Raw genomic sequence first — 21,656 nt, 5'->3', positions numbered from 1 at the left:
GTCACATTTGTACCGGGCTGGTTTTCATTGTCTTTATTAGTAATAACAATGAGTTAGGGGTTGAGGGCTCCGAAAACTCAGGAGTCATTTTGGTACTGTTTAACTGAAATAGCCTAACTGGCGATCGCCTAAAAGATGAACGGCGGATAAACGAAGTCGTGCTGATGTTAGTTTCTTTATCCCCCTTTCATATGCTCTGCCTCACTGATTGATGCTGCGGCTGGATGCGGAAGGCTCATCCGCTGCGGCAGACCTTGCTAAGCTGATGAACCTATCAAGGAGCGATACAGATGGCTGATTTGGGTGCAGAGGCTGCGGTCCAAGGCAAGACAGGCCAAGACAAGACGGGCCAAGACAAGGCGGCGCGTAGAAAGATTCCTGGCGGGCTTCCATACACCACCAGCCCGGGAGTGTTGAAGAGTGTTCTCGAGAAGATTCCACACTCGGAGAAGCCACATGTCTTCAACCCAGATTTCATCTCGACAGTCCTTGGCTCCTCGGGTGGTGCCGCTCGCCAGATTCCACCGATACTAAAATCCGCCGGTTTGCTCAGTCAATCAGGCGCTCCAACTGAACTTTATTCTCAGTTCCAAACAGAATCTGGGCGGTCCGCCGCTGCTGTTCAGATCCTCAAGAACGGTTTCGCCGAAGTATTCAGGAGGAACCAGTTTGCTCACAAGGCAGATGAGTCTGCCCTGACAGACATCGTGGTATCGGTGACAGGACTGCCAAAAAAGGATCCAGTAGTCCGCTCTATCATCAGCACGTTCAAGGTCTTTCAGGACTACGCTAAAGGCGTGCGAGACACGGACGTAGCGGAGGTCGAACCTGCGCAGGTGGATCGAGAGGCCAGCGCACCGCTGGCGTCTTCTGAGGGAGTGGCGCGGACGATGCAACTTGCCTACAACATCAACGTTGTCCTGCCGGAAACGACAAACGTTGAGGTCTATAACGCCATCTTCCGAAGCCTTAAGGCCAATCTGCTGACATGAATGACCACACCATAGAGCTCTTCGTGCTCAAATGCGCCGTTATTCAGTCGGGGTTGAATGCCGACAACATTGCTTTGGATCCCGACCTTGCTCCGCTCGACTCTGATGAGAGGCTCGAGCCATTTATCAGGCAGTTCGATGCCAGCAATAGAAGAAACGCGGCAAAGATGTCTAGGTATTATGAGCTGTTCTATCTGCTCGAGAACGACATTAGGCGTCTAATCGTTGATACGATGGAGTCAGCTCACGGTCCAGAGTGGTGGAGCACGCACGTCCCCCAAGGCGTGGCGGAAGAGGCTAGAAAGAATCAGACGCGAGAGGCTAATGCTGGTGTGTCAAGTCGATCTGATGACAATATCGACTACACCACTTTTGGTCAGCTTGGCGAGATCATTCGGGACAACTGGAGTGACTTTGCTGGGATGTTGAGCAACCAGTCTGCTGTCACCCGCGCGCTCTCCGGCCTAAATATGCTTCGTGGCACCATTGCACATTGTGGTGTGCTGGCTGAAGACGAGGTGGATAGGTTGAAGCTTGCGATTCGGGATTGGTTCCGGGTGCTAGAAGGGCCGAGAAACTGATCTTTAAAACACACTGAGCAAAGCAAGAGCGCACTTAGGCGTTCCTGCGGAACGCGTGCGCCAAGGGCTCCGCCCCTGGGACCCCAAGCCTCTACGAGGCTTGCCAACGGCAAAAGCTGGTTCATAAAGAACCTGTATTCACAGGAGTCTTTATGGCCATCTTCCACACCTCGATTAAAACTTTCAGCCGAGGCAAAGGCCAGTCGGCCGTCGCCGCAGCCGCCTATCGGGGCGGTCTGCTGTTGTCCGATTTCGTCACTGGGCAGCAGCACGACTACCGCCGCCGCAGCGGCGTCGTTGAGAGCTTCTGCCTCGCCCCGCCTGACGCTCCCGCATGGGCCGTGGACCCTCGGGAGCTCTGGGCAGTCGCAGAGGCTGCGGAGCGGCGGAAAGACTCGACTGTAGCGAGGGAGTTTGAAGTCTCCTTACCCCATGAACTATCCGAAGAGCAGCGGGCGCACTTGGCGTTTGTCATCGCCGACGCGCTGGTCGATCGTTATGGGTTCGCTGTCCAGGCCAGCATCCATTCGCCTGGGACGCCTGATGGGCTCAATCACCATGTCCATATCCTGGCCACCACGCGCCGCCTCGGACCTGAGGGATTCGGTGAGAAGACCAGGGAGCTGGACGTGGGGCCCTCAGGTAAGGTGCAAGTGCAATGGATTCGGGAAATGGTCGCAGCGGCAACCAACGCGCACTTGGAGGCGGCTGGGCTTACCGACACGATCGACCATCGCAGCCTGGCCGAACAAGCTCGGTCGGCGATAGAGCGGGGGGATGATCTGGCAGCTGCGGCGCTTTCTCGCGAACCGACCCAGCACCTGGGCAAGCGGGCAGCCGCGTTGGCCGGGAAGGGCGTAGCCACCGACAGGGTGAGCACAAACGAAGAAATTGCTCAGGACAACCAGGAGCACTTCGAATACTTGGTGCGCAAAGCCGGGCTGGAAGGAAAGCCCGCCCCAGTGCCTGGCCAAGAGGCCGCGAAGCAAAGTGGGCGAGTGCTCAATGCAGAAACCGCGGGGCTACCTGGGGGGCTGGAGATGCGAGGCGTATCCGGGATCCGGCTGCAGAACCTGCTCCTTTCGTCTCACGGGCATACGCCGGAACCGACGCCCATCAGCGTTGCCGAAAAGATTATCGATGCACTGCGCGACGTGGAAGAGATTTCCCGGGCCAGGGCAGACTTGGCCATGGAAAAGATTCGTGATGCCTTGAGGTGGGCTCAGCGGCAGCTTTCCTCTCAAGGAGAAACCAGCCAGCTTCGGCAGTGGGTCACCAGAGCTTCGCTCCAGGTTCGTGCCCTTAAGTCCCTCATCATCAGTCGGGCTCGCAGGTTGCTTAACGTGAAGAGTGCAACCAGGCTGCGTCACATGGCCGAGCAGGAGTGGGAACGGTTCAACGCCGATTGTCCGCCCGGGTCGACCAGATACTCAAGGTCGGAGTGGACCCTGCGCCGGGGGAGGCGACTTTCGGTTCTCGAGAAACATACAGCCGAGCTGAAGGCGGCTCAGGAGCGGGCATCGGAGGGAGAGCTGAATGCCATCGATGCTGAGATCCTTATGAAGGCTGCATTGCTTGGAGCGTTGCCCCATCCCTCACAGGCTGTCGCTCCTACGCTCGCTGAGCCGACGCCGGTGGCCTCAAGCGTCTTGGGTTCCGTCCCGTCGGTCCCCCGAGGGCCAACGTTCCACTGACCCTGCAAAGAACAGGCCCCGCGAATGCGGGGCTATCTTTTTAATGGGGGCCGGTGCCCACCGATGGTTTTCGAGCCGGCAATGGTTTCGCTGGCGGAAGGCCGCGAGACGCACGCCAAGCATCGGGTGAAGGGAAGCTTATCGGCACTTGGCTGCGGTCCACGCTCGCCGCTTGCGATACAGTGCTTCTCGTAGGAGAGTAGGCGAGGGGCTGACCTCCTTGGCCTCCCTGCGATTCGGCGAATCGACGCAACAGTAATCTTGCGACATCCAGCGCATGTTGGACATCCAACTCACGCTCAGCAGCGTTGCGGGTGTTGTTTTCAGGCAACAAGGCTTGAAGAACCTGGCTGGCGATACGAAGTTCGACGTTTGCTGGCATTTGTAATTCATCTGGTGAAGGTTCTTCACATCGAAGCACCCAGATGGAAATGCGCAAGCGGATGATGACGCAGCGCGTCACACATTTGCCGTTTGGATGCCTTGCCTTAAGCGTCGAGAGTTGCTGCGTTTTAGTCTTGTCTTGCTGGACTGCTTTCCAGCGCAAGCTTGACCAACCAGTGGCCTCCCGGGGCGCCTGAGCGATCAGGAGGTCGGAGTGCAACGCCACCCCGAGCCCATCTATGTGCGTGACCAAAAGTGGATCGGCAGGGTTTCCTCCGGCTATGATTGGGGAAACATTGAAAGGAAACCTGCCCAGCAGGCTTTCTGCAACGGTTTGAAGGGGTTGGGTCGAAGGTGATCCGATCCCACTCTCTCCGCCAGGATTCCAGAAGGCCCCTAGTGATAGGGGCCTTTTTGTTTTCTCAGGCTTCCCTACCTGCGCAGCTGTCCTCAGCTGAGGACAGGGATGGATGCAAAAAAACTCTCGGCAGAGAATCAAGAAATCGATTCAGACCGTTGCTGCAGTGGAAGTGATCGCGCTGTTTCACGCGGAGTCTGATTTCGACTGCGCTGCTGCGGCCCAAGCAGGAAGTGGTGCGCGGTACCCCTGTGTTCTTGCTGAGTCGGCGGATAAGAAGCGCTCCCACTGGATCGGTGGGATGTTCCGAGAGACACCAGCACAAAACGCCGTTTACTGAGCTAATATTCAGGTTTCACGGACAGGACTAATCATGAGTGAAATGGATGCGGTGGACCCGGCTTCGGCAGAACAGTCACGAGTAGAGAGTGAGACGCTGCCGCTTGTCATCCAGACGGTCGGAGGTTTGTCGGCCGCGGTTGGCGTCATCAGCATCGTGTTGGCGCTTACTGGCATTGTTCCCTGGCTTTTGGGATCAGGCGTCTCCGCGCTTCTTGCTGCGCCTTTCCTTTATGGCTTTGCGGACATCGTGCTCAGCTTGAGAAAGCTGTGCTCAAAGCGTTGATGCAGGTGCTGGAAAAGGATCCATAAGCCGGCCCAGTGCCGGCTTTCTCTTTGTGGGAAAGTGGGAGTCGGTGGCCCTGCCGCCGTTACAGTCGATATCCCACCGCTGAGGTTTAGTGTCAGCGTGTTCGAACGGGTGGCAGATCCTGGACGGCTACCCGCGGCGCCCACCCTTCGGCTTGTTATGGCACAACGGGTAACTGGAGCACGACCGGAAGGCCCCATGCGGCCCATTCCGGTCCACGAACACGCCCACCTTGCACACCGGGCAGCGCTCTTCGTGGATCGCCGCGCCTGATATCGCGGTCACTTCCACAGCTCCGTCCTTCACCAGCTCGTCCAAGAACGGCGAGTGCTTCCCCTGCAGGGTGAACATGGCCACCGAGCGTCGCGCACGCGTCAGCGCGACATAGAACAACCGCCGCTCTTCGCTCAATGGGTAGGTATCCCCATCCGGCATCGCCAGCGAAAGCACCGGGTCATCCGCGCGCAGGCTCGGAAAGCTGCGGTTGACCATGCCCGGCAGAACAACGTAGTCCGCCTCGCGTCCCTTCGACCGATGGACCGTGAGGAACTCCACGTCCATCGTGCTGCCGAAGGCGGTCTTCCAATCCGAAGGCATCGCGCTGCGATCGGCGCGGTAGCGCCCCAGGATGAAGACCGTCACGCGTCCGTTGCGCCCTTGTGGCACCGCCCCGGACAACAACTGCTGATGCAGCGTGGCGAGGTACTGGCGAACGCCATCCTGCACCTCCTCACGCCGATTCATCTGGAACGCCTGCAGCACTGGGCCAATGGCCGGTGCTGCAGAACGAACCTCCTTGCCAATCTGCGCCGGGTTCCTGCTGACGAAGTGGCTGGAGGCATCGCAGAGCGCTTGAGGGCAGCGGAATGTCTGCTCGAGCATCAGCACCTGGCCGTGTCCCATCCACTCGCGGAATCCGGTCATCACCGAAACGTCGGCACCGGCGAAGCGGTTGATCGACTGCCAGTCGTCGCCCACTGCAAACAGATAGCGGCCGGGGCGGCTGACCAATGCACGGCAGAGTCGGGCACGGGCGCGTGAGGCGTCCTGGAATTCGTCGGCCATCACCAGTTCGTAGGGTGATTCATAGTGGCCCTGTTCAAGCAGGCCGGCCGCCATGTTGAGCATGTCCTCGAAGTCGATGCTGCGCTCGTCAGCCAGCGCACTGTCCCAGGCCTGGAAAACCGGCCCGGCGATCTCCAGGAAGCGCCGGTAGCGTTCCTTGAACTGATCCTCGGGCATCCGCCGCAGGCGCGCCGCCATATCGTCCAGCGTCAGGCAGTTACTCTTGGCATGCGCAATGAAGGTTCGCATCAGGCCGATCAGGTCCGCATCGGGCATCGGCTTGGCGCCCTGGTCGGGCAGCTCGCGGTCCGGGTTCGGGTCGAGTTCGATGTCAGACTCGCCGAGCTTCTCTGCGAGGTCCAGCAGGGCATGTCCGCTGCGCAGGCCAAAGGAGGTCGTCTCGACAAGGGCCGTGCCGCGCGCTGCATGCTGCTGGCGCTTCCAGCGCATGCCTTCGAGATAGTCGGAAACGTGCTCCGGCGGCTGGCCATCAGCATCCAGCGCAAAGTGCTCGTGATACAGCCCGGCGTCCGGGTAATGGAAGGCGGGGCGATACTGGCGATGGGTGTCGGTCGCCGCATCAAATTCGTAGCGTCGCTCGTAGTCGTACGTCACGCCGTTGTAGAAAAGCCAGTCGGCGATCACGCACTCTTCCAGGCTCTTCACCCGTTCCCCCTGCAGGGTACGGATGTAGGGCGTGCCATCGCGGTCGTAGCCGTCGGCCTCCATTTCCGCGCCGAATGGCGGCAGGTCGCGCCCGAACACCAGACGGAACATGTCCCATTGGGTGCGGAAGTGGGTCGAGCGATCCTTCAGGTCGTCCACCAGTTCGGCCAGCTTGTTGAAGCCCAGCGTTGCGTCGATCGCCCATTCGGGGATATCAGGCTTGCGTCCGGTGGCCTTGGCGACGATGGCCAAGCCGAGTGCATGGAAGGTCCGTGCCTCGATTGCGATATCGCCCATGCCCAACCGGTCGAAGGAACGCTGTGCGCGCTCTTCAAGCTCCCTGGCGGCATCCTTGTTGAAGGCGAGCATCACGATCCGCTCGGGTTCGACAAAGCCGCGATCAATGGCGTAAGCGGCCTTGGCGACCATCGTGGAGGTCTTGCCGGAGCCGGCTGCGGCCACGACCTGCACGCGGTTGTCGAAGCAGATGACGGCGCGGGCCTGTTCCTCGGTCAGTGGTTTGCTCTCGACCCTGTCCAGGAAGTCCTTGGCCAGCACCAACTCACGCGTTGCCATGGTCGCGTTGGCCTCGGCCCACACGGCAGGCCAATCCAGCTGCCAGTCGTGCAGGGCGTCCAGCGCTGCACGGTTGCTGGGCGAATGCAGGTCCTGGTGCACATCCTCATCGAGGAACAGTTGTTCCAGCTCGCGTGGCGGGAGCGGCAGGGCGGGGCGACCGGCCAGCAGTGCCTGCTGTTGTTCGTGCGTGATCCAGCGGCGGCCGGTGCTGCTCCGGTCGATGAGGGCGTCTGCTTCGGCGAGCCATGACTGGATCTGCTCCAGGAGGGTCTCAAAGAGGGCCTTGCGCCCGCGCGTCGTGCGCGCGAAACGCACATGCTGCAAGGCAGCCGCGAGCCGGGAGGCCTGGCCGTTGGGCAGTCCATACATGGTCAGAACGCCGCCGCCCTGGGTCTGCAGCACGACCTTGGCCCAGAAGAGTCCGGGAATGACCTGCACGCGCTCGTCGTCAGCCGCGTGCTGCCGGTACTGCTTGCCGCCGACCGTGAGCTCGACGTGCTCACCATCAAGCTTCAGCCGCCAATCTGGTGAGCGGGTAAGAAGTCGACCCCAGCCCGAGGGGTGCCAATCCATAGACATCCAGTTACTGCCTTGCGTACGTCAATTGGGCTTGCAGAGCCCTTACGCCTCCATGATAAGGGGCGTTGACGACGCATGTGGCCTTTCGCTTCATGGCCGGCCATGCGACCGGTTTCATTGACGTTCGTGAAGGCGGTTGCCAGCATGACGCCTGTGGATATGGGCGCCGATCATGGAAATCGACTGGAACAGCGTGGGTACCTTGAAGCACTCCGTCGGCGGCTACGATATCCGCACGGATGCACTGAAGATTCTGGTGACCACTGCAATGCAGGGGCACGAGGGTGATGTCTCGCAGATGCGCATCGAGATGGAAGATGGCATCGTCCTTCCGCCAGACGAGATCAGGCGGCTGGCACTGGCGCGGAGTCGCATCCGCTAGCCGCGCCGATCGGCACTGGACCTGGCCCCTCTGCGGCAGCTCCAGGTGCCAGCACCTGCCAGCATGGAATCACTCGTAGACGCGGTCCTGCCTCGTTGGAGGCACCTCAACCAGGTCTCCCCGCCGGATCAGCTCATCCAGATCCACTGCCGATGCTGCCAATGCCTCCTGCGCATCGAAATCCCATTTGTTCCTGTACTCACGCGCCAGAAGATCGCATACCGCCTTGGCTCGCTGGTAAGCATCGTTCTTCGCGTCATCCTGCATCAGCTCATCGCGATGGATCTGGCAGAGCATCAGCTGGTGCGCGTCTTCACCGCGCTCGCGCTCCCAGGCAATGTCGGCCAGGCCGGAAAGGGCGGTGGCAAGTGCAAGTGCAGTCATTGACATGGCGGTGTCCACAGTCGGCGGAAACCTGAGCGTATGCGAGCAGCAGTGGCAAGCGGCCACTGACGCTCGCATGGTTTCACGGCGTGTTCACCATTCGTTGCCGGATGGACTCCGCTGGGGAGGCTTCCTCAGGCATTCACATCCACGACAATCCGCCCACGCACCTTGCCCGGAATGATCTGCTCGTAGACCTCAAGCACGTCGGCAAGCCCAATCAGCTGCACCGTGCTTTCAAGCTTCTGCGGATCCAGGTCGGTGGCAAGCCGGTCCCAGGCACGCTGGCGAACGTCCTGCGGCGCATTCACCGAATCCACGCCCGCAAGGGTTACGTTGCGGAGAATGAAGGGCAGCACCGAGCCGTGCAGTGCATCGCTCTGCGCCAGTCCACAGGCGGCGACGGCACCGCGGTATTTCGTCTCGGCAATCGCGTTGACGAGGGTAGGGCCGCCAGCCACATCGACGACGCCGGCCCATCGTTCGGCGCTCACCGGACGGTCGCGCGGTTCTGAAAGCTGCGCGCGATCGATGATCTCGGCGGCGCCCAGGCTGTGCAGATACTCGGCGTGTTCCGGGCGCCCGGTGGCGGCCACAACGCGATAGCCCAGCTTTGAAAGGATCGCCACCGCGATCGAGCCGACGCCACCGTTGGCGCCGGTCACCAGCACATCGCCCTTGTCGGGCGTCACGCCGGCTTGTTCCAGGGCCAGTACGCACAGCATGGCGGTATAGCCAGCGGTGCCGATGGCCATGGCGTCGCGGGTGGTCAGGTTGTCGGGAATCCTGTTGAGCCATTCGCCACGCACGCGGGCACGCTGTGCCAGGCCGCCATGGTGGCCCATGCTCAGGTCCCAGCCATTCAACACGACACGGTCACCGGGCTGGAAATCGGCATTGCTCGACTCCAGCACCACGCCGGAAAGGTCGATGCCGGGAATCAACGGGAAGGTGCGGATGACCGGGCGCGTATTGGTGAGGGCCAGTGCGTCCTTGTAGTTCAGCGTTGAATATTCAACCTGCACCAGCACGTCGCCGTCCATCAGGTTGGCGTCATCGAAATCGACCAGTTCCGTGGATACGCCGTCGTTCGTTTTGCGGGTCAGCAGTGCCTTGAAACTCATGGTGGGGGCTCACGTTCAGTGGATGAGCCCATGCTAGGCTCGCACCGTTATCGCAACAAGAACGATGATTTTCCGTAGGTACTATGGTTTTCCGGAGTATTCATGCGTAGCAAGCGTTGGGATGGCAAGAGCGGTTGCGCCGTGGAGGTCACGCTGTCGGTGATGGGTGGCGTGTGGAAGCCTGTCATCCTCTTTCACCTGATGTCCGGCAAGCGTCGCTTCATGGAGCTGACACGGCGGGTGCCCAATGCCACCCAGTCCATGCTCACCAGCCAGCTGCGTGAACTGGAAGCCGATGGCGTGGTGATCCGCCACGTGTACCCGGAAGTGCCGCCGAAGGTGGAGTACGAGCTTTCCGAGTTCGGGCGCACGCTGGTGCCGGTGCTGCTGGCGATGCGCGAGTGGGGTGAAACCTATCGCGGCCATAGAAGCCCGGACAGCGACGGCTGAGACCTGAGGCGGAGCGCCGAGCGTCGTCGACATGGCCCGTGCTCCCCGCAGTGTCCTGGAGACCACGGCAATAGCCGCAGTACTACAGGCAGCGCATGTGGAGCGCCGCCTCACTCGGTGAAGGGCTGCGAAGCGGTTCCTGTTCCATTGACGCCCGGTTGCCTATAGTGGCGCCGGAACCCTGCAATGGAATGCCCATGCACGTGATGTCCCCCGGCCGTTGCCTGACGCTCGCGCTTGCCGTCGTAGTGAGTGCCGGCGCGTGTGCACGTCCGCCGTCCACCGAACACGAAAGGAATCCGGCCATGTCCGGCGCAACCCAGACCGGCCGCACGATCAACGGCCACACCTATACCGATGCCCCCGTGGACGTGAAGCTGGGGCCGAACACCTTCCGCATTCCGGCCAACTACCTGGACAGCCAGATCGCACCGTGGCCTGGCGAGGGCGTGACGCTGGTCATCGAGTGGCCGGACATGAAGCCGACACTGCCAGGTGCCCGGGCCAATCCGCGTACGAATGATTTCCGTAAGGAGATTCCCATTCGGATCAACTACGTTGATCGCGTTCCCGTCGAAACACTGCTTTCAAGGCTGTCGTCAAATGAAGCCGTCACGGAAGAGGATTCTGTGGAAAGGGAGGATCCCAGGGATCGTCTCGATCAACGCGTTGCACAGCCGGAGACCTTGGGGCTGACGCCCTATGCAATCGACGAAGCGAAGATGGTGGTGTACGCGAAGAAGTATGAGGCGCGGTACGGGAAGCCGCCTGTCCGCAATCCCGCCTACGAGAGAGACTGGTACATCGCACGCCAGGCCGACGGCCGGATCAGCTCGTTTATCAAATGTGACGGCAAGGAATTCCGACGCGACGGCGTGCGGCTGGAGGGAAGCGAGGTGATCAGTGAGCCAGGAGAAGTGGCAGCCGGCTGCGTTCATTATTTCGTGGACATCGACAACAAGCTGTCCGTCAGCCTGGACTACAAGAGAGCGTTTCTGAAGGACTGGAGGCGTATGGAAGAGGTTGTCAGGGATGTCATCGCGCGCACCCGGTCCCAGTGATCGGTGAATCAAGGAAGAGAAGGGACAGGGTATGAGTGGATTGACCGAACGCGATCTCAGAGTCCTTGGCAGCTATGCCAGAGACGGCAACCGCGAGCTTTACTGGAACTACCTGTCGCAGCTGCCGGGAGCCGATGGCTACGGGACGCTGGCACTGGGTGTTGTACGCAATGACAGCCTTCCGGGACGTGTAGCGAACACCTATGCACAGAACTACGCGAAGACCCAACAGGATGAGGGATCGCGTTTCTCAAATGCACAGTTGACCGAGCGGCAGTGGGAGTCCTTTGGGCAGACCCTGCTCGAAAGAGATCTTGAATTGCGGCAGCAGTGGATGAACGAGCGCCGCCCAGACCTGGCACTGAATCTTCCCGGCAAGGATGTGATGCTGGCCCACGATCGGGCATTTGAACGGCATGAGCTTGATCCCAACTGCTGGACGCCGCGCGTGCTGCTGCAGGCGGCTGAGCAGAAGAGCGGCCCCGCGAAGCTGGAGCAGATCTGGACCAACATGCTCAACAACGACTACGCCGGAGGCCCGCGCGTAGGCAACACCAGCGTTGATGCCATCAGCCAGATGGGATGGGCGAAGGGCGGGCAGTACCTGACCCGGTTGAGCGTGCTGGAAGCCACCCAGACACTAGAGGGCCGCTCAGCGGTCGATCCGAACGTCATCGGCGGCAACAGCTACTACGCGATGTACTTCGAAGCCGACAGGAAATGGGCCAGCGTCAGTGCAGGCGGCGGCCACATGTCGCTGCGCGAGATCACCGATCCCGCCCGTATCGCCGAACTCAACGACGCCCGCGAGGTTCGTCTGGAACGGCAGGAGAAGCTTACCCAGTTCCACCCGGACGACCCATACCGGACCATTACCCGCAGCCCGCTTACCGCAGCCGTGGACGACGTGCCGGATCCCTCGCAGGCACCGACCCGTCTGGCCGACATTGGTCCTGGCCACCGTGAGTACGCATTGATGCAGCAGGTGCGCGAAGGCGTGGCCGCGATCGATGCCAGCGCCGGGCGTACTCATGATGAGAACAGTGAGCGCCTTGTGGCGAGCGTGATGGCATTGGCGCGTCGCAACCAGCTTGAACGCGCCGATCACGTGTTGCTGAGCGCGCAGACCACCGATCACCCGGCCGGCCGCAACGTGTTCGTGGTGCAGGGTGAGTTGAATGATCCGGCGCATCTACGGGCCTCCATGCCCACGGACAGGGCAGTGCAGACACCGGTCGAGCAGTCACTGCAGGCCCTGCAGGCCGTCGGTGCGGATCGTGGACAGGCACATGCGCAGCGCCAGCAGCAGGAGATCGATGTGCAGGCGCGCGACACGCCTGCCATGCGTATGGGCTAGGTTTCCGGCCTGCCCCAGCCCACCTCACGCGGTCTTTGCAACTCGGTGCGCGGGCATTGCTAAGTTCGCTTGGCATCCATCACAGGAACCTGCAATGACCCGGACGTCCCCGCTTGTCCTGCTTGGCCTCTGCCTTGCCCCGGCCCTGGCCTTCGCCCAATCCGACCGGCAGGTGGCCGAAGACATGGTGACCCGCGCGGCCAACGTCTGCCCTGGCCACAGCACCGAGCGCACTGCGCCTACGGTGAAGAGGGTGCCAGTGGGCGCGCTGCGCGTCATGCTCGACCGCGGCCTGGTGATGTGCCCGGACCGTCGCCTCGATGCCTCTGCGCCGGCCGTGTTCTACGGCCGGGTAGGTGTGTTTGGCTGGAATCCGGAAGTGCCAGCGGCTGCGACCGTGGTCGTGGCGAAGATCGACCAGATGACCCGTAAGGATGAGTACCCGGTGGAGACGATGGTGTGGGACGCGAAGGGCACGGCGCTTACCCAGCAGACGGTGCCCTCGTTTGAGCCGCGCCCGGGTGCGGCGGTGCTGTACAAGGTGCGCTGAGCGCTGCGTGCTAGCTGGTAGATGCCCACCTTGGTGGGCGTTCTGGCCCTCGCGCGTGGTGACGGAGCCGTGCCCACCACGGTGGGCACCCACCAAAGCGATGCGACGTGGCATCCGGTAATGGCGCGCGATTAGGCGTTTTGCCCACCAGGGTGGGCAACTATCAATACCGAAGCGCTACTTGGCCGGTGCGTCTGCCGTCTGCGCGGCCACCATGGCCTGCTGCATTTCCTTCAGCGACAGATAGCCATCGCCATCAGTATCCAGCCCCGCGAAATACTTCGCGATTTCCGGCACCACAGCGGCTTCCTTCCTGCTGATCTTTCCGTCTTTGTCGGCATCCATTTCCTTGAACGCGGCGTCGATGGAGTCGGCCTGCTTGTTGAAGCGTGCCTGCTGGTACTTCGCGTACTCGGCCTTGTCGATGTGGCCATCGCCGTTGCTGTCCATGACGGCGAAGCTGGAGTCGATATAGGCCTGCTTCGGGTCGCCGCTGGCGGCGTGGCCGATCAGCGGTGTGGCACACAGGGCGATGATGAGAAGCGTCTTGTTCATGCGGTCGGTTCCTTCGGAATGCAGGGCAGGTCAGCGGCAGGGATAGCTGTAGCCATCCGAACCTCGGTAGGTGTCGCTGCGGCGGTCGTAGTTGCCGTAGCGGCTCATGCAGTAGTCGGCGCGCTCGCGAACCTCACGCTCGCGCTTGGCCGCGGCGGCGATCACGCCGGCCACCACCGCCGCGCCGACCACGCCCACCACCACGCGCTTGGCTTTGGCATCGTCGCGCCGGTCACGCTCACGTTCGCGTTCGCGGCGCTCCCATTCGTCGCGCTGGCGGTCCTGGTAGCCCCGGTCCCAGCCTGAGCGGTAGCCATCCCGGTTCTGTGCGTGAGCCTGGCCCGCATAGGGCAGCAGGACCAGCACTTGCAGTGCGGCACCCAGCAGCAACGCTGCACGTCCTGTCTTCTGAAACATCGTTCCGCTCCTGTGCGGCTGTGTCGGTGGTGCCAGTACAGCGCGCGGACATTGCGCGAACCTGTAGCCGTCTCCGCTGGACGCATTTCGTTCAGCGCACCAGCGCCTCCACCGGGTCCAGCTGTGCCGCACGGCGTGCCGGCAGGAAGCCGAAACCAATGCCGATCAGGCTGCTGCAGGCAAACGCGGCCAGAATCGAGGTTGTCGAGAACACGAGCGAGAAGCCGATGTCGGCCAACGCCAGAACTCCCCCCAGCGCGAGTGCCACGCCGATACCCAGCACGCCACCGAGCAGGCAGACCAGCACCGATTCGATCAGGAACTGCTGCAGGATGTCGCTGCGGCGCGCGCCCACCGCCATGCGCACGCCGATCTCGCGGGTGCGCTCGGTCACTGAGACCAGCATGATGTTCATTACCCCGATACCGCCCACCACCAGTGCGATGGCGGCAATGGAGCTGATCATCAGCGTGAGGATACGGGTGGTCTGCTCGATCGAAGTGCGGATCTGTGCGTTGTTGCTCATGTAGAAGTCCTGCCGCCCGTGGCGGCGCTCCAGCAGCCGGCGGATGGAGGCTGCCGCGGCCTGCATGCCCACGGTATCGGACACGCGCACGGTGATGCTGGACACATGGCTCTGACCCAACATGCGCGCCATGGCGGTGGTGTAGGGCACCCAGACCTGCAGCAACGAGGCATCGCCCACGGCGCCGGCCTCTTTCTTCACCACGCCCATCACCCGCACCGGAACATTGCCGAGCAGCAAGGTCTGGCCGATCGGGTCTTCCTGTGCGGTGAAGAACCGTTCGCGCGTATTGGCGTCGATCACCGCCACCTGCTGGTAGCCGGCGACGGCGGGCTGACCAAAGAAGCGCCCTTGTCCCAGCTTCAGGCCGTGCACGCGGAAGTACTGCTCACTCACACCCTGCATCTGCACGTTGGCCGAGCGATTGCCACGCTGTGCGGTGCCGCTGCTGGCGACGCCGGGCGTGGCGCTGTCCACGAACGGTTGCCCGGCCAGCGCCGTGCTGTCGCCGGGCGTCAAGGTCTCGACCTGTGCGGCGTGCACATCGCCGAAGCCGGAGCCGGGATAGACCTCGATCGTGGTGGTGCCCAGCGAAGCGATGTTGGACAGGATCGCCTGACGTGCGCCCGTGCCCAGGGCGACCACCGACACCACCGAGGCAATGCCGATGATGATGCCGAGCATGGTCAGGAAGGTGCGCATGCGGTGTGCGTTCATCGCGCGCAGGGCCATGCGGAAGGCTTCGCTGAAGCGGTCGCGCAGGGCCTGCCAGCCGGTGCCTTCGCTGCCTGCCTGCAGGCTGGCAGCGATGCTGCTGGCGGTGCCTGTCGCGGCAGCGGTGGGGCGATCGTCGACGATACGCCCATCGCGGATCTCGATGATGCGCTGCGCATGCCCGGCCACGGCCATGTCATGGGTGACCAGCACCACCGTATGGCCTTCGGCGTGCAGTTCGCCCAAGATCTTCATCACCTCCTTGCCGGACTGGGTGTCCAATGCGCCGGTGGGCTCATCGGCGAAGATCACTGCGCCGCCGTTCATCAGCGCGCGCGCGATCGACACGCGCTGCTGCTGCCCGCCGGAAAGCTCGCCGGGCAGATGCAGCATGCGTTCGCCCAGGCCCAGTCGCTGAAGCAGGGCCTGGGCGCGGGCATGGCGGTCGGCGCTGGGTTGGCCGGCGTAGATGGCCGGCACCTCCACGTTACCCAGCGCGGTCAGGTCGGTCAGCAGGTGGTAGCGCTGGAATATGAAACCAAAGTGCTCGCGGCGCAGCTCGGCCAATTCGTCCGGTGCCATCTGCGCGGTCTCGCGACCGGCGATCTGATACGCGCCGGACGAGGGTCGGTCCAGGCAGCCCAGAATGTTCATCAGGGTGGATTTGCCCGAACCGGACTGGCCGACGATGGCCACCAGCTCACCGGCGCGGATATCCAGATCGATGCCATCGAGCACGACCAGGGTCTGTTCGCCGGCTGCGAATTCGCGGCGGATGCCGCGCACGCGCAGCAGCGGTGCGTCCTTCTCTGCATCCATCATGGCTGTGCAGCGGCTGCGCCGGCAGCATCGCCGGACTGGACCAGTACTACCTGCTCACCTTGCTGCAGGCCACTGCGCACTTCCACGTTGATCTGGTCGTCCAGCCCGGTGGTGATGCGCCGCGGCGCAGGCTGGCCATCCGCGCCGCGTACCTGCACGCTGTAGCTGCCATCGGCGGCACGCGCACCCAGTGCGGCCGAGGGAATGGTCAGCACGCCCTTGGCACGCCCCAGAACGATGCGCACCTGTGCCGTCATGTAGCTGCGCAGACGGCCATCAGCGTTGTCCACGTCGAACTGACCGTTGTAGTACATGGCCGTGCGGCTGGCGCCCACCGAAGCGCTGGCGGGCGCGAAGCCGGAGGTGTCTTCGTTGGTGATCGAGTCGGGTGCCGGTGCGATGTCGCGCAGCGTGCTGCTGTAGCGTCGGTCGCTGTCGCCCAGGATGGTGAAGAACGCCTCCTGTCCCAGTGCGGTGTGGACCACGTCGGCCTCGGAGATTTCGGCGTAGACGGTCATCACGTCCTGGTTGCCGAGCATCACGATGGTCGGTGCGCTCTGTACCGCATTGACTGTCTGGCCCTGTCGCGCGACCACGGCCAGCACGGTGCCATCGGTGGGCGCAGTGATGCGGGTGTAGCCCAGGTTGGTCTGTGCCACATCCACATCGGTCTGGCGCTGCACCACTTCGCCATCGAGTGCGGCGATCTGTTCACGGGTAGCATCGACCTTGGCCTTGGCCGCATCGTAGTCTGCGCGCGCGACCAGTTGCCTTGACACCAGAGCCTGCTGGCGTTGAAGGGTCAGCTGGTACTGGCGCAGGTCGGTGGCCAGCGCGTCGCGGTTGGCACGCGCGGTGCGCTGTGCCGCCTGCGCACTCAACAACGCGTTGCGCTGGGTGCGTGAATCGATATCGGCAATCGGATCGCCAGCTTTCACCTTGTCGCCCAGCTTCACATGCAAGGTCTCGATGCGGCCGGAGACCTGCGCGCCCACGCTCACCAGTCGCGAAGGCTTCAGTGTTCCGGTGGCTTCCACAACCTGCTCGATGTTGCCGCGGGCGACCGGTGCCACCTGCAGTTGCGGTGGTGGTGCGGGCCAGAGCCACGCGAAGAGCACCAACAGGGTGCAGAGGACTGCAGCAGCAATGATCAGCGCGCGGCGGCGGCTGTGCGGTGCGGCGCTCATCGGTACAGCATCCAGAAAAGACAGTGCATCGTGTGTCCTCGCGACAGATGGGATTGCACGCCGGCAGGGCAGGCGTGGATGGCCGTCGAGTCTCGATGCGCTGGATTGCGTGAACCTTGCGGTGGTGCGCCCGTTTCAGGAGGCAACGCCGAGCGTGAGCAGTGCCATCGCGATGAACTGGAGCACGCTGCCGAGCGCCAGCAGCGCATGGTGCAGGCGTTGTACTGCTGTGTGCAGGCTCGAAAGCTGGCATAGCGCGCCGACGACCAGCACGGCACATGCAGTAGCGGGCAGCCTCGCGGCAGCTGCGCTGATCGCGATGATCAGCAATGTTGCAGCAAACATCACGGCGGCCGCATATGCATGCAGGGTCTGCAGGAACTGAGGAACGGGGCGCGATGCAGCTCCCCGCCACACTGCCAGCATGTGCAGTGCGGCATGCACGACGACGAACACCACCACGGCGGCGGTCGTTGGGTGCGCGTGCCGATAGGCTGAGGCCACCAGCGCAAGGCCTGGGAGCAGCAGGAACAGGGCGGCGAACAGGCGGATCAGCACGCCTGCCCGCTCGCGTTCGGGAATCATCCGCAGCCAGTGCGGCCAGTGTTCAAGCCCACGCGCGCGGCCTGCATGCGCGCGGCAGTTCCACGCTGCGGCGGTCAGGCTGGGCGCATTCCGAGGAGGCGTAGTAGGTGTGGAAGAGGGCGGTGGAGAAGCTCCCTGTGTCACATGCAGGCTTCCTGTCAGATCCGGACGCAGCACCTTCAGCGGTGCAACTCACCTGGATGCTGGGCAGAGAACATTGCCGCAACCTTGCGCATCAACCGCGGCGGATGCGCGTGGACAGCCGGTAGTCATACACGTGGGGGAAGCGCTCAGTGCGCCGGCGTCGATGCGCTGGTGACGCCTGGATGCAGGGGGAACTCAACGCGGATCAGGGCGCCGCCACTGGGTGCATCCAGAATCGTGACGTGGCCGCCGTGGCGGTCGATCACCTGCCGTACCAGGTTCAAGCCCAATCCGGCGCCAGTCTGCCGGGGGCGCAGGCGCTGGAAGGGTTCGAACACGCGTTCGCGCTGGTCGACCGGAATGCCGGGGCCATCGTCTTCCACCTCAAGGCAGCTGCCCTGCACGCGCACGATGATGTGGCGTCCACCGTGCTCGGCGGCATTCAGCACCAGGTTGGAGAGCACCCGTTCGATGGCACCGGACTCGCCCAGCACCGGGAAGTTCGGTTCCACGGCCACGGCGACTGTCTTGTCGGACTGGATCAACAGGGGGGCCAGATCAGCGACGACCCGCTTGGCCACGCGGGCCAGGTTGAGGGAGTCCTTCGGCCCATCTGCTTCCATGCGGTGCAGGTCCAGCAGCTGCTCGGCCAGTGTTGCCAGCCGAGCGACCTCCACGGTCAGGCTACGCGAGGTGGAGTCGTCGGCCGCATCGATCTTCACCCGCAGGATGGCGATGGGCGTACGTAGCTCATGGGCGGCAGCGGCGATGAAGCGACGTTGCCGTTCGTGCCCTTCGTCCAGACGGTCAAGCGCTTCGTTCACCGCTGCAACCAAGGGGGCGATCTCGACCGGTACTGCGGTCTCCGTCAGGCGGATACCGCGGCGGCTGGCAGAGATGTTGCGGGCTTCCTGCGCGATGCGTTCCACACCGGCCAGCGCGCGGCGCACGATGATCGGGGTCAGGATGATAGTGGCCAGGCCCAGCAGCAGGAAGATCGGCAGGGTGATGATGTGTGCAGCCAGCGCCATCTGCCAGGTCAGCGAATCGGTTTCGCCATGGGCCATGATGGTCAGCTTGCCGGCCGGGCCGCTTTGCTGGCGTATCACCACGGCCAGGCCGTCGTTGCGGCCGCGTCCGCGCAGGTCGCCATAGGGAATTCCGTCCAAGGCGCCAACCAGCGACGCGTACGCTGGCGGGACATGGCCGAATGTCACATGGTGGCCCTGCTCATCCTCGGCGATGAACCACGCGCCGGGGACGATCTTCAGCAGCTCGGCCAGCTCCGGCGTGTGTTTCACATACAGTTCGCCCTTGCTGTCGCGGTGAACGGCATCTGCCGCCACCGGGGCGAAGGTCTGGATGGTGTAGTAGCCGCCACTGTCAACACGCACCAGCACCATCAGCAGGGCGAAGAACGCCACCAGTAGCGCAAGCAGCTGGTAGATCAGTGTCTTGACGATCAGCGGGCGCTTGAGTGAGGGACGACGCGCCATTACTTCGTTTCCCGCATCAGATAGCCGACGCCGCGGATGGCATGGATTTCCACCCCCGCATCAGCGTCGGCCAGCTTGCGCCGCAAGCGTGAGACATGCGAGTCCAGCGTGTTTGAATGGATGCCGTCGTCGAAGCCGTACACTGCCATTTCAATGGACTCGCGCAGCACCGTGCGGCCCAGTCGACGGGTGAGGGCCGCCAGCACGCGGATCTCGCGCCGCGGAAGCTCCAGTCGCTGTCCGCAAACGCTGGCCTCGCCCGAGGCGGGATCGAACAGGAGCCGGCCGATGCTCACCGGCTCGACCTGCATGCCACTCGGCCGGCGCGCGGCCGCACGGATCCGCGCGAACAGCTCCTCCAGCGCGAACGGCTTGGCCAGGTAATCGTCGGCTCCCTCATCCAGGCCGGTGATGCGGTCCGGCAACTGTCCCAGCGCGCTCAGTACGATGATCGGCACTCCGGGGTTGCGCCCACGAAGCACCGGAATCAGGCCCAGCCCGTCACCATCGGGCAGAGTGCGGTCCAGCAGCACCAGGTCGTGTGGCCCGGAAAGTGCGGCTTCGCGAGCCAGTGCCAGGGTATTGGCCAGGTCCACCACATAGCGCTCGCGCTGCAAGGCAGACTTCAAGGTGGCAGCCAGTTCGGCTTCGTCTTCGATCAGCAGGATGTGCATCGGCGGGAATCGGGCGGGAAGGAGGGCGCAGGAGGGGGCTTCGGCACGCGCCGGCACCGTATTACAGGAACATTGCGTGAACATGGCGTGCCTTCAGGGCCTGCCGATGACGTCGAAACGCCGTTGCGGCGCGGGCCGCCGGGCGCAAGGTTCGCGCAATCCGGGCACTCCAGCCTTGGCGCCCATTTGCTGATTCCCAACCCCTGGAGTACCCATGAAGTTGTTCATCCCGCTGTTGTTCGTTGCCGTTCTGGGCGGCTGCACCACCGCCAAGATGACCGTTACCCCCGACGGCCGGCGTGGCGTTTCCATCGACTGCAGCGGCTCCAGTTCCTGGAGTGGCTGCTACGAAAAGGCCGGGCAGATGTGCCCGGGTGGCTATGTTGTCTTCAGCAAGGATGGCGATGAAGGGAACGCCATCGCCGTGGGCAACAGGAACGGCTTCACCTCCACCCAGATGGCCACCCGCTCGATGCTGGTGTCCTGCTCGCACTGATGCCGGCAGGGGAGGTGGGTTGCCACCTCCCTGGTGTCCAATGCAACGATGCCCCTCGGAAGGGGCATCGTTGGGGTTTACGGCGTTGTCTTCGCTTGACGCGGATCGGCAATGATGCGCGAGGGCGATCCATACAGAACCAGGACCCGCATGCCGGCACTGAACACAGGATCGGGGCCTTGCACGACGGTCATCAGATTGCCGTTCTCGGTCTGCACCACGTATTCCAGGCCCTTGGCCTGCGAAAGCGCGCGTTCGGAAGCCGCACCGGCAATCGCGCCCACCACCAGGCCGCCGATGGCACCGATGGCCGCAGCCTGATCGCTGCCACCGATGGTGGAGCCAGCCACACCGCCGGCGGCAGCTCCAGCAACGGCTCCACCTCCCTGCGAACCGTCAATACTGACGGCGCGAACGCTGATGACGGTACCGCTGACAGTCCGATTGACCTGTCCAACCGAGCCGATGGAATAGCTGTCGGTACGTACGTTGGGCGCGCAGGCCGTCAGCATCGCGGTAACCGATGCGGCCAGCAGCAGACGCTTCACGGTGCTTCCTGCTTGTTCGGGAACATCGGCTTGGACACGTCCACGGTTTCCAGGGCCTGCAGGAACTGGGCGATGTTGTTCTGTGCCGAGCGGCTGATCGATTCACGCGCCCGGACCACACCAGCGAAGGCATAGTTGAACGGCACTTCCCCCGATGCGCTGACATCCTGCGTATAGACGATGCCACCGGTTGCGCGGTCGATCAGCTCGTAGCGGGCGACCGTCTTGGTGGTCATCGAGGCGCCGAAGCTCGGAATGTCGATCGCCAGGATCTTCACCGACAGGCTCAGCTTCACCGGCGCGTCGTCGCGGAAGACGGCCATCTTGTTCAGCGCTTCGGTCAGCGCGTTCTGCCACATCTGCGGGACTTCGTGCTGGGCCTGGGCGGGAATCTTGCCCTTGGCCTCATCCGGACGTGCCAGCGTGACCGTCAGTGACTTCAGCTCGCCGTCGATCTTCTTGCTGCTGACCCCGACGTTCGGGACCGAGAAATTGAGCGGCGGATTGGTGGTGCAACCCACCAGCGACGCAGCGATGATCGCTGCGAACAGGAACTTCTTCATCCATTTTCCCCTGTGATTGCGTTGGAACATCCATGGTGAATCGTGTGCTGGCCCGCAACGCTCCTGCTGCACCG

Annotated in this window: 23 protein-coding genes; 10 read left to right on the top strand and 13 right to left on the bottom strand. The window is 62.9% G+C overall.

The window, feature by feature from the left end; genetic code table 11:
• The first annotated feature begins 290 nt into the window (after positions 1-290).
• The 3 genes from ACZK2G_RS13905 (at position 291) to mobQ (ending at position 3,267) form a co-directional block, all read left to right on the top strand.
• A complete protein-coding gene (locus tag ACZK2G_RS13905; protein WP_478473614.1) occupies positions 291-992 on the top strand; it encodes a DUF5343 domain-containing protein in 702 nt (233 codons plus the stop codon).
• The gene (locus ACZK2G_RS13900; RefSeq protein WP_197581457.1) at positions 989-1,573 is read left to right on the top strand and encodes a Swt1 family HEPN domain-containing protein; all 585 of its coding nucleotides are present in this window, start codon (positions 989-991) and stop codon (positions 1,571-1,573) included. Before ACZK2G_RS13905 ends, ACZK2G_RS13900 begins: the two co-directional genes overlap by 4 nt.
• Positions 1,574-1,725: 152 nt before the next feature.
• Positions 1,726-3,267 carry a MobQ family relaxase gene (mobQ, locus tag ACZK2G_RS13895; protein WP_478473613.1) on the top strand — a complete coding sequence of 514 codons (1,542 nt, stop codon included), beginning with the start codon at positions 1,726-1,728 and terminating at the stop codon, positions 3,265-3,267.
• Between the two features lie 40 nt (positions 3,268-3,307).
• Here mobQ and ACZK2G_RS13890 read toward each other — a convergent pair whose 3' ends face one another.
• Positions 3,308-3,814, bottom strand: a complete 507-nt coding sequence (locus ACZK2G_RS13890; RefSeq protein ID WP_478473612.1) for a hypothetical protein — start codon at positions 3,812-3,814, stop codon at positions 3,308-3,310.
• Between the two features lie 568 nt (positions 3,815-4,382).
• Here ACZK2G_RS13890 and ACZK2G_RS13885 point away from each other — a divergent pair.
• Positions 4,383-4,634 (top strand): hypothetical protein, encoded by a 252-nt coding sequence (locus tag ACZK2G_RS13885; protein ID WP_046986722.1) that lies wholly within the window; start codon positions 4,383-4,385, stop codon positions 4,632-4,634.
• A gap of 153 nt (positions 4,635-4,787) precedes the next feature.
• Here ACZK2G_RS13885 and ACZK2G_RS13880 read toward each other — a convergent pair whose 3' ends face one another.
• Entirely contained in the window at positions 4,788-7,541 is a 2,754-nt protein-coding gene (locus ACZK2G_RS13880) for a UvrD-helicase domain-containing protein (RefSeq protein ID WP_478473611.1), read from the bottom strand.
• 178 nt (positions 7,542-7,719) lie between these two features.
• Here ACZK2G_RS13880 and ACZK2G_RS13875 point away from each other — a divergent pair, with 178 nt between their 5' ends.
• Positions 7,720-7,929 (top strand): hypothetical protein, encoded by a 210-nt coding sequence (locus ACZK2G_RS13875; RefSeq protein WP_478473610.1) that lies wholly within the window; start codon positions 7,720-7,722, stop codon positions 7,927-7,929.
• A gap of 69 nt (positions 7,930-7,998) precedes the next feature.
• On the opposite strand, the gene ACZK2G_RS13870 is transcribed toward ACZK2G_RS13875, so the two are convergent.
• Positions 7,999-8,331 (bottom strand): hypothetical protein, encoded by a 333-nt coding sequence (locus tag ACZK2G_RS13870; protein ID WP_248298424.1) that lies wholly within the window; start codon positions 8,329-8,331, stop codon positions 7,999-8,001.
• Positions 8,332-8,447: 116 nt separating this feature from the next.
• Positions 8,448-9,437, bottom strand: coding sequence for an acrylyl-CoA reductase (NADPH) (gene acuI, locus ACZK2G_RS13865; RefSeq protein ID WP_478473608.1), 990 nt, complete (start codon positions 9,435-9,437; stop codon positions 8,448-8,450).
• Positions 9,438-9,539: 102 nt separating this feature from the next.
• Here acuI and ACZK2G_RS13860 point away from each other — a divergent pair, with 102 nt between their 5' ends.
• The 4 genes from ACZK2G_RS13860 to ACZK2G_RS13845 all read left to right on the top strand — a co-directional run bounded on the left by ACZK2G_RS13860 (position 9,540) and on the right by ACZK2G_RS13845 (position 12,855).
• Positions 9,540-9,887 carry a winged helix-turn-helix transcriptional regulator gene (locus ACZK2G_RS13860; protein WP_478473606.1) on the top strand — a complete coding sequence of 116 codons (348 nt, stop codon included), beginning with the start codon at positions 9,540-9,542 and terminating at the stop codon, positions 9,885-9,887.
• 197 nt (positions 9,888-10,084) lie between these two features.
• Positions 10,085-10,948, top strand: a complete 864-nt coding sequence (locus ACZK2G_RS13855; protein WP_478473605.1) for a Smlt3025 familytype IV secretion system inhibitor — start codon at positions 10,085-10,087, stop codon at positions 10,946-10,948.
• 31 nt (positions 10,949-10,979) lie between these two features.
• The gene (locus ACZK2G_RS13850; RefSeq protein WP_478473604.1) at positions 10,980-12,305 is read left to right on the top strand and encodes a Smlt3024 family type IV secretion system effector; all 1,326 of its coding nucleotides are present in this window, start codon (positions 10,980-10,982) and stop codon (positions 12,303-12,305) included.
• Positions 12,306-12,399: 94 nt separating this feature from the next.
• Positions 12,400-12,855 carry a hypothetical protein gene (locus tag ACZK2G_RS13845; RefSeq protein ID WP_046986714.1) on the top strand — a complete coding sequence of 152 codons (456 nt, stop codon included), beginning with the start codon at positions 12,400-12,402 and terminating at the stop codon, positions 12,853-12,855.
• A 177-nt stretch (positions 12,856-13,032) separates the two neighbouring features.
• Here ACZK2G_RS13845 and ACZK2G_RS13840 read toward each other — a convergent pair whose 3' ends face one another.
• From ACZK2G_RS13840 to ACZK2G_RS13810, 7 genes are all read right to left on the bottom strand, one after another.
• Complete coding sequence (locus ACZK2G_RS13840) at positions 13,033-13,410, bottom strand: EF-hand domain-containing protein (RefSeq protein ID WP_046986713.1); 378 nt, start codon at positions 13,408-13,410, stop codon at positions 13,033-13,035.
• 30 nt (positions 13,411-13,440) lie between these two features.
• The gene (locus ACZK2G_RS13835) at positions 13,441-13,827 is read right to left on the bottom strand and encodes a hypothetical protein (RefSeq protein WP_046986712.1); all 387 of its coding nucleotides are present in this window, start codon (positions 13,825-13,827) and stop codon (positions 13,441-13,443) included.
• A 91-nt stretch (positions 13,828-13,918) separates the two neighbouring features.
• Complete coding sequence (locus tag ACZK2G_RS13830; RefSeq protein ID WP_478473603.1) at positions 13,919-15,889, bottom strand: MacB family efflux pump subunit; 1,971 nt, start codon at positions 15,887-15,889, stop codon at positions 13,919-13,921.
• Positions 15,886-17,076 carry an efflux RND transporter periplasmic adaptor subunit gene (locus tag ACZK2G_RS13825; RefSeq protein ID WP_478473601.1) on the bottom strand — a complete coding sequence of 397 codons (1,191 nt, stop codon included), beginning with the start codon at positions 17,074-17,076 and terminating at the stop codon, positions 15,886-15,888. The genes ACZK2G_RS13830 and ACZK2G_RS13825 overlap by 4 nt, the downstream gene beginning before the upstream one ends.
• Before the next feature lie 135 nt (positions 17,077-17,211).
• Positions 17,212-17,661 carry a hypothetical protein gene (locus ACZK2G_RS13820; protein ID WP_295381863.1) on the bottom strand — a complete coding sequence of 150 codons (450 nt, stop codon included), beginning with the start codon at positions 17,659-17,661 and terminating at the stop codon, positions 17,212-17,214.
• A gap of 290 nt (positions 17,662-17,951) precedes the next feature.
• Positions 17,952-19,301, bottom strand: coding sequence for a sensor histidine kinase (locus ACZK2G_RS13815; protein WP_478473600.1), 1,350 nt, complete (start codon positions 19,299-19,301; stop codon positions 17,952-17,954).
• Positions 19,301-19,975 carry a response regulator transcription factor gene (locus ACZK2G_RS13810; protein ID WP_046986708.1) on the bottom strand — a complete coding sequence of 225 codons (675 nt, stop codon included), beginning with the start codon at positions 19,973-19,975 and terminating at the stop codon, positions 19,301-19,303. The genes ACZK2G_RS13815 and ACZK2G_RS13810 overlap by 1 nt, the downstream gene beginning before the upstream one ends.
• A gap of 214 nt (positions 19,976-20,189) precedes the next feature.
• On the opposite strand from ACZK2G_RS13810, the gene ACZK2G_RS13805 reads away from it, so the two are divergent.
• The gene (locus ACZK2G_RS13805) at positions 20,190-20,471 is read left to right on the top strand and encodes a hypothetical protein (protein WP_046986707.1); all 282 of its coding nucleotides are present in this window, start codon (positions 20,190-20,192) and stop codon (positions 20,469-20,471) included.
• Between the two features lie 77 nt (positions 20,472-20,548).
• Here ACZK2G_RS13805 and ACZK2G_RS13800 read toward each other — a convergent pair whose 3' ends face one another.
• On the bottom strand, positions 20,549-21,019 hold the full coding sequence (locus tag ACZK2G_RS13800) for an outer membrane lipoprotein (protein WP_046986706.1): 471 nt from the start codon (positions 21,017-21,019) through the stop codon (positions 20,549-20,551).
• Entirely contained in the window at positions 21,016-21,582 is a 567-nt protein-coding gene (locus tag ACZK2G_RS13795; protein ID WP_046986705.1) for a putative periplasmic lipoprotein, read from the bottom strand. The genes ACZK2G_RS13800 and ACZK2G_RS13795 overlap by 4 nt, the downstream gene beginning before the upstream one ends.
• Between the last annotated feature and the right edge of the window lie 74 nt (positions 21,583-21,656).

Source organism: Stenotrophomonas sp. 107298_Sma (genome assembly GCF_056480345.1).
The sequence above is the reverse complement of the archived record's forward strand: the minus strand, read 5'-3'. Positions and strand labels throughout refer to the sequence as shown.

Bases quoted from the DNA above. Each gene is read 5' to 3' on its own strand.
- ACZK2G_RS13905 (WP_478473614.1), top strand. From the start codon at position 291: ATGGCTGATTTGGGTGCAGAGGCTGCGGTCCAAGGCAAGACAGGCCAA.
- ACZK2G_RS13900 (WP_197581457.1), top strand. From the start codon at position 989: ATGAATGACCACACCATAGAGCTCTTCGTGCTCAAATGCGCCGTTATT.
- mobQ (WP_478473613.1), top strand. From the start codon at position 1,726: ATGGCCATCTTCCACACCTCGATTAAAACTTTCAGCCGAGGCAAAGGC.
- ACZK2G_RS13885 (WP_046986722.1), top strand. From the start codon at position 4,383: ATGAGTGAAATGGATGCGGTGGACCCGGCTTCGGCAGAACAGTCACGA.
- ACZK2G_RS13880 (WP_478473611.1), bottom strand. From the start codon at position 7,541: ATGGATTGGCACCCCTCGGGCTGGGGTCGACTTCTTACCCGCTCACCA.
- ACZK2G_RS13875 (WP_478473610.1), top strand. From the start codon at position 7,720: ATGGAAATCGACTGGAACAGCGTGGGTACCTTGAAGCACTCCGTCGGC.
- acuI (WP_478473608.1), bottom strand. From the start codon at position 9,437: ATGAGTTTCAAGGCACTGCTGACCCGCAAAACGAACGACGGCGTATCC.
- ACZK2G_RS13860 (WP_478473606.1), top strand. From the start codon at position 9,540: ATGCGTAGCAAGCGTTGGGATGGCAAGAGCGGTTGCGCCGTGGAGGTC.
- ACZK2G_RS13855 (WP_478473605.1), top strand. From the start codon at position 10,085: ATGCACGTGATGTCCCCCGGCCGTTGCCTGACGCTCGCGCTTGCCGTC.
- ACZK2G_RS13850 (WP_478473604.1), top strand. From the start codon at position 10,980: ATGAGTGGATTGACCGAACGCGATCTCAGAGTCCTTGGCAGCTATGCC.
- ACZK2G_RS13845 (WP_046986714.1), top strand. From the start codon at position 12,400: ATGACCCGGACGTCCCCGCTTGTCCTGCTTGGCCTCTGCCTTGCCCCG.
- ACZK2G_RS13840 (WP_046986713.1), bottom strand. From the start codon at position 13,410: ATGAACAAGACGCTTCTCATCATCGCCCTGTGTGCCACACCGCTGATC.
- ACZK2G_RS13835 (WP_046986712.1), bottom strand. From the start codon at position 13,827: ATGTTTCAGAAGACAGGACGTGCAGCGTTGCTGCTGGGTGCCGCACTG.
- ACZK2G_RS13830 (WP_478473603.1), bottom strand. From the start codon at position 15,889: ATGATGGATGCAGAGAAGGACGCACCGCTGCTGCGCGTGCGCGGCATC.
- ACZK2G_RS13825 (WP_478473601.1), bottom strand. From the start codon at position 17,076: ATGAGCGCCGCACCGCACAGCCGCCGCCGCGCGCTGATCATTGCTGCT.
- ACZK2G_RS13820 (WP_295381863.1), bottom strand. From the start codon at position 17,661: ATGATTCCCGAACGCGAGCGGGCAGGCGTGCTGATCCGCCTGTTCGCC.
- ACZK2G_RS13815 (WP_478473600.1), bottom strand. From the start codon at position 19,301: ATGGCGCGTCGTCCCTCACTCAAGCGCCCGCTGATCGTCAAGACACTG.
- ACZK2G_RS13810 (WP_046986708.1), bottom strand. From the start codon at position 19,975: ATGCACATCCTGCTGATCGAAGACGAAGCCGAACTGGCTGCCACCTTG.
- ACZK2G_RS13805 (WP_046986707.1), top strand. From the start codon at position 20,190: ATGAAGTTGTTCATCCCGCTGTTGTTCGTTGCCGTTCTGGGCGGCTGC.
- ACZK2G_RS13795 (WP_046986705.1), bottom strand. From the start codon at position 21,582: ATGAAGAAGTTCCTGTTCGCAGCGATCATCGCTGCGTCGCTGGTGGGT.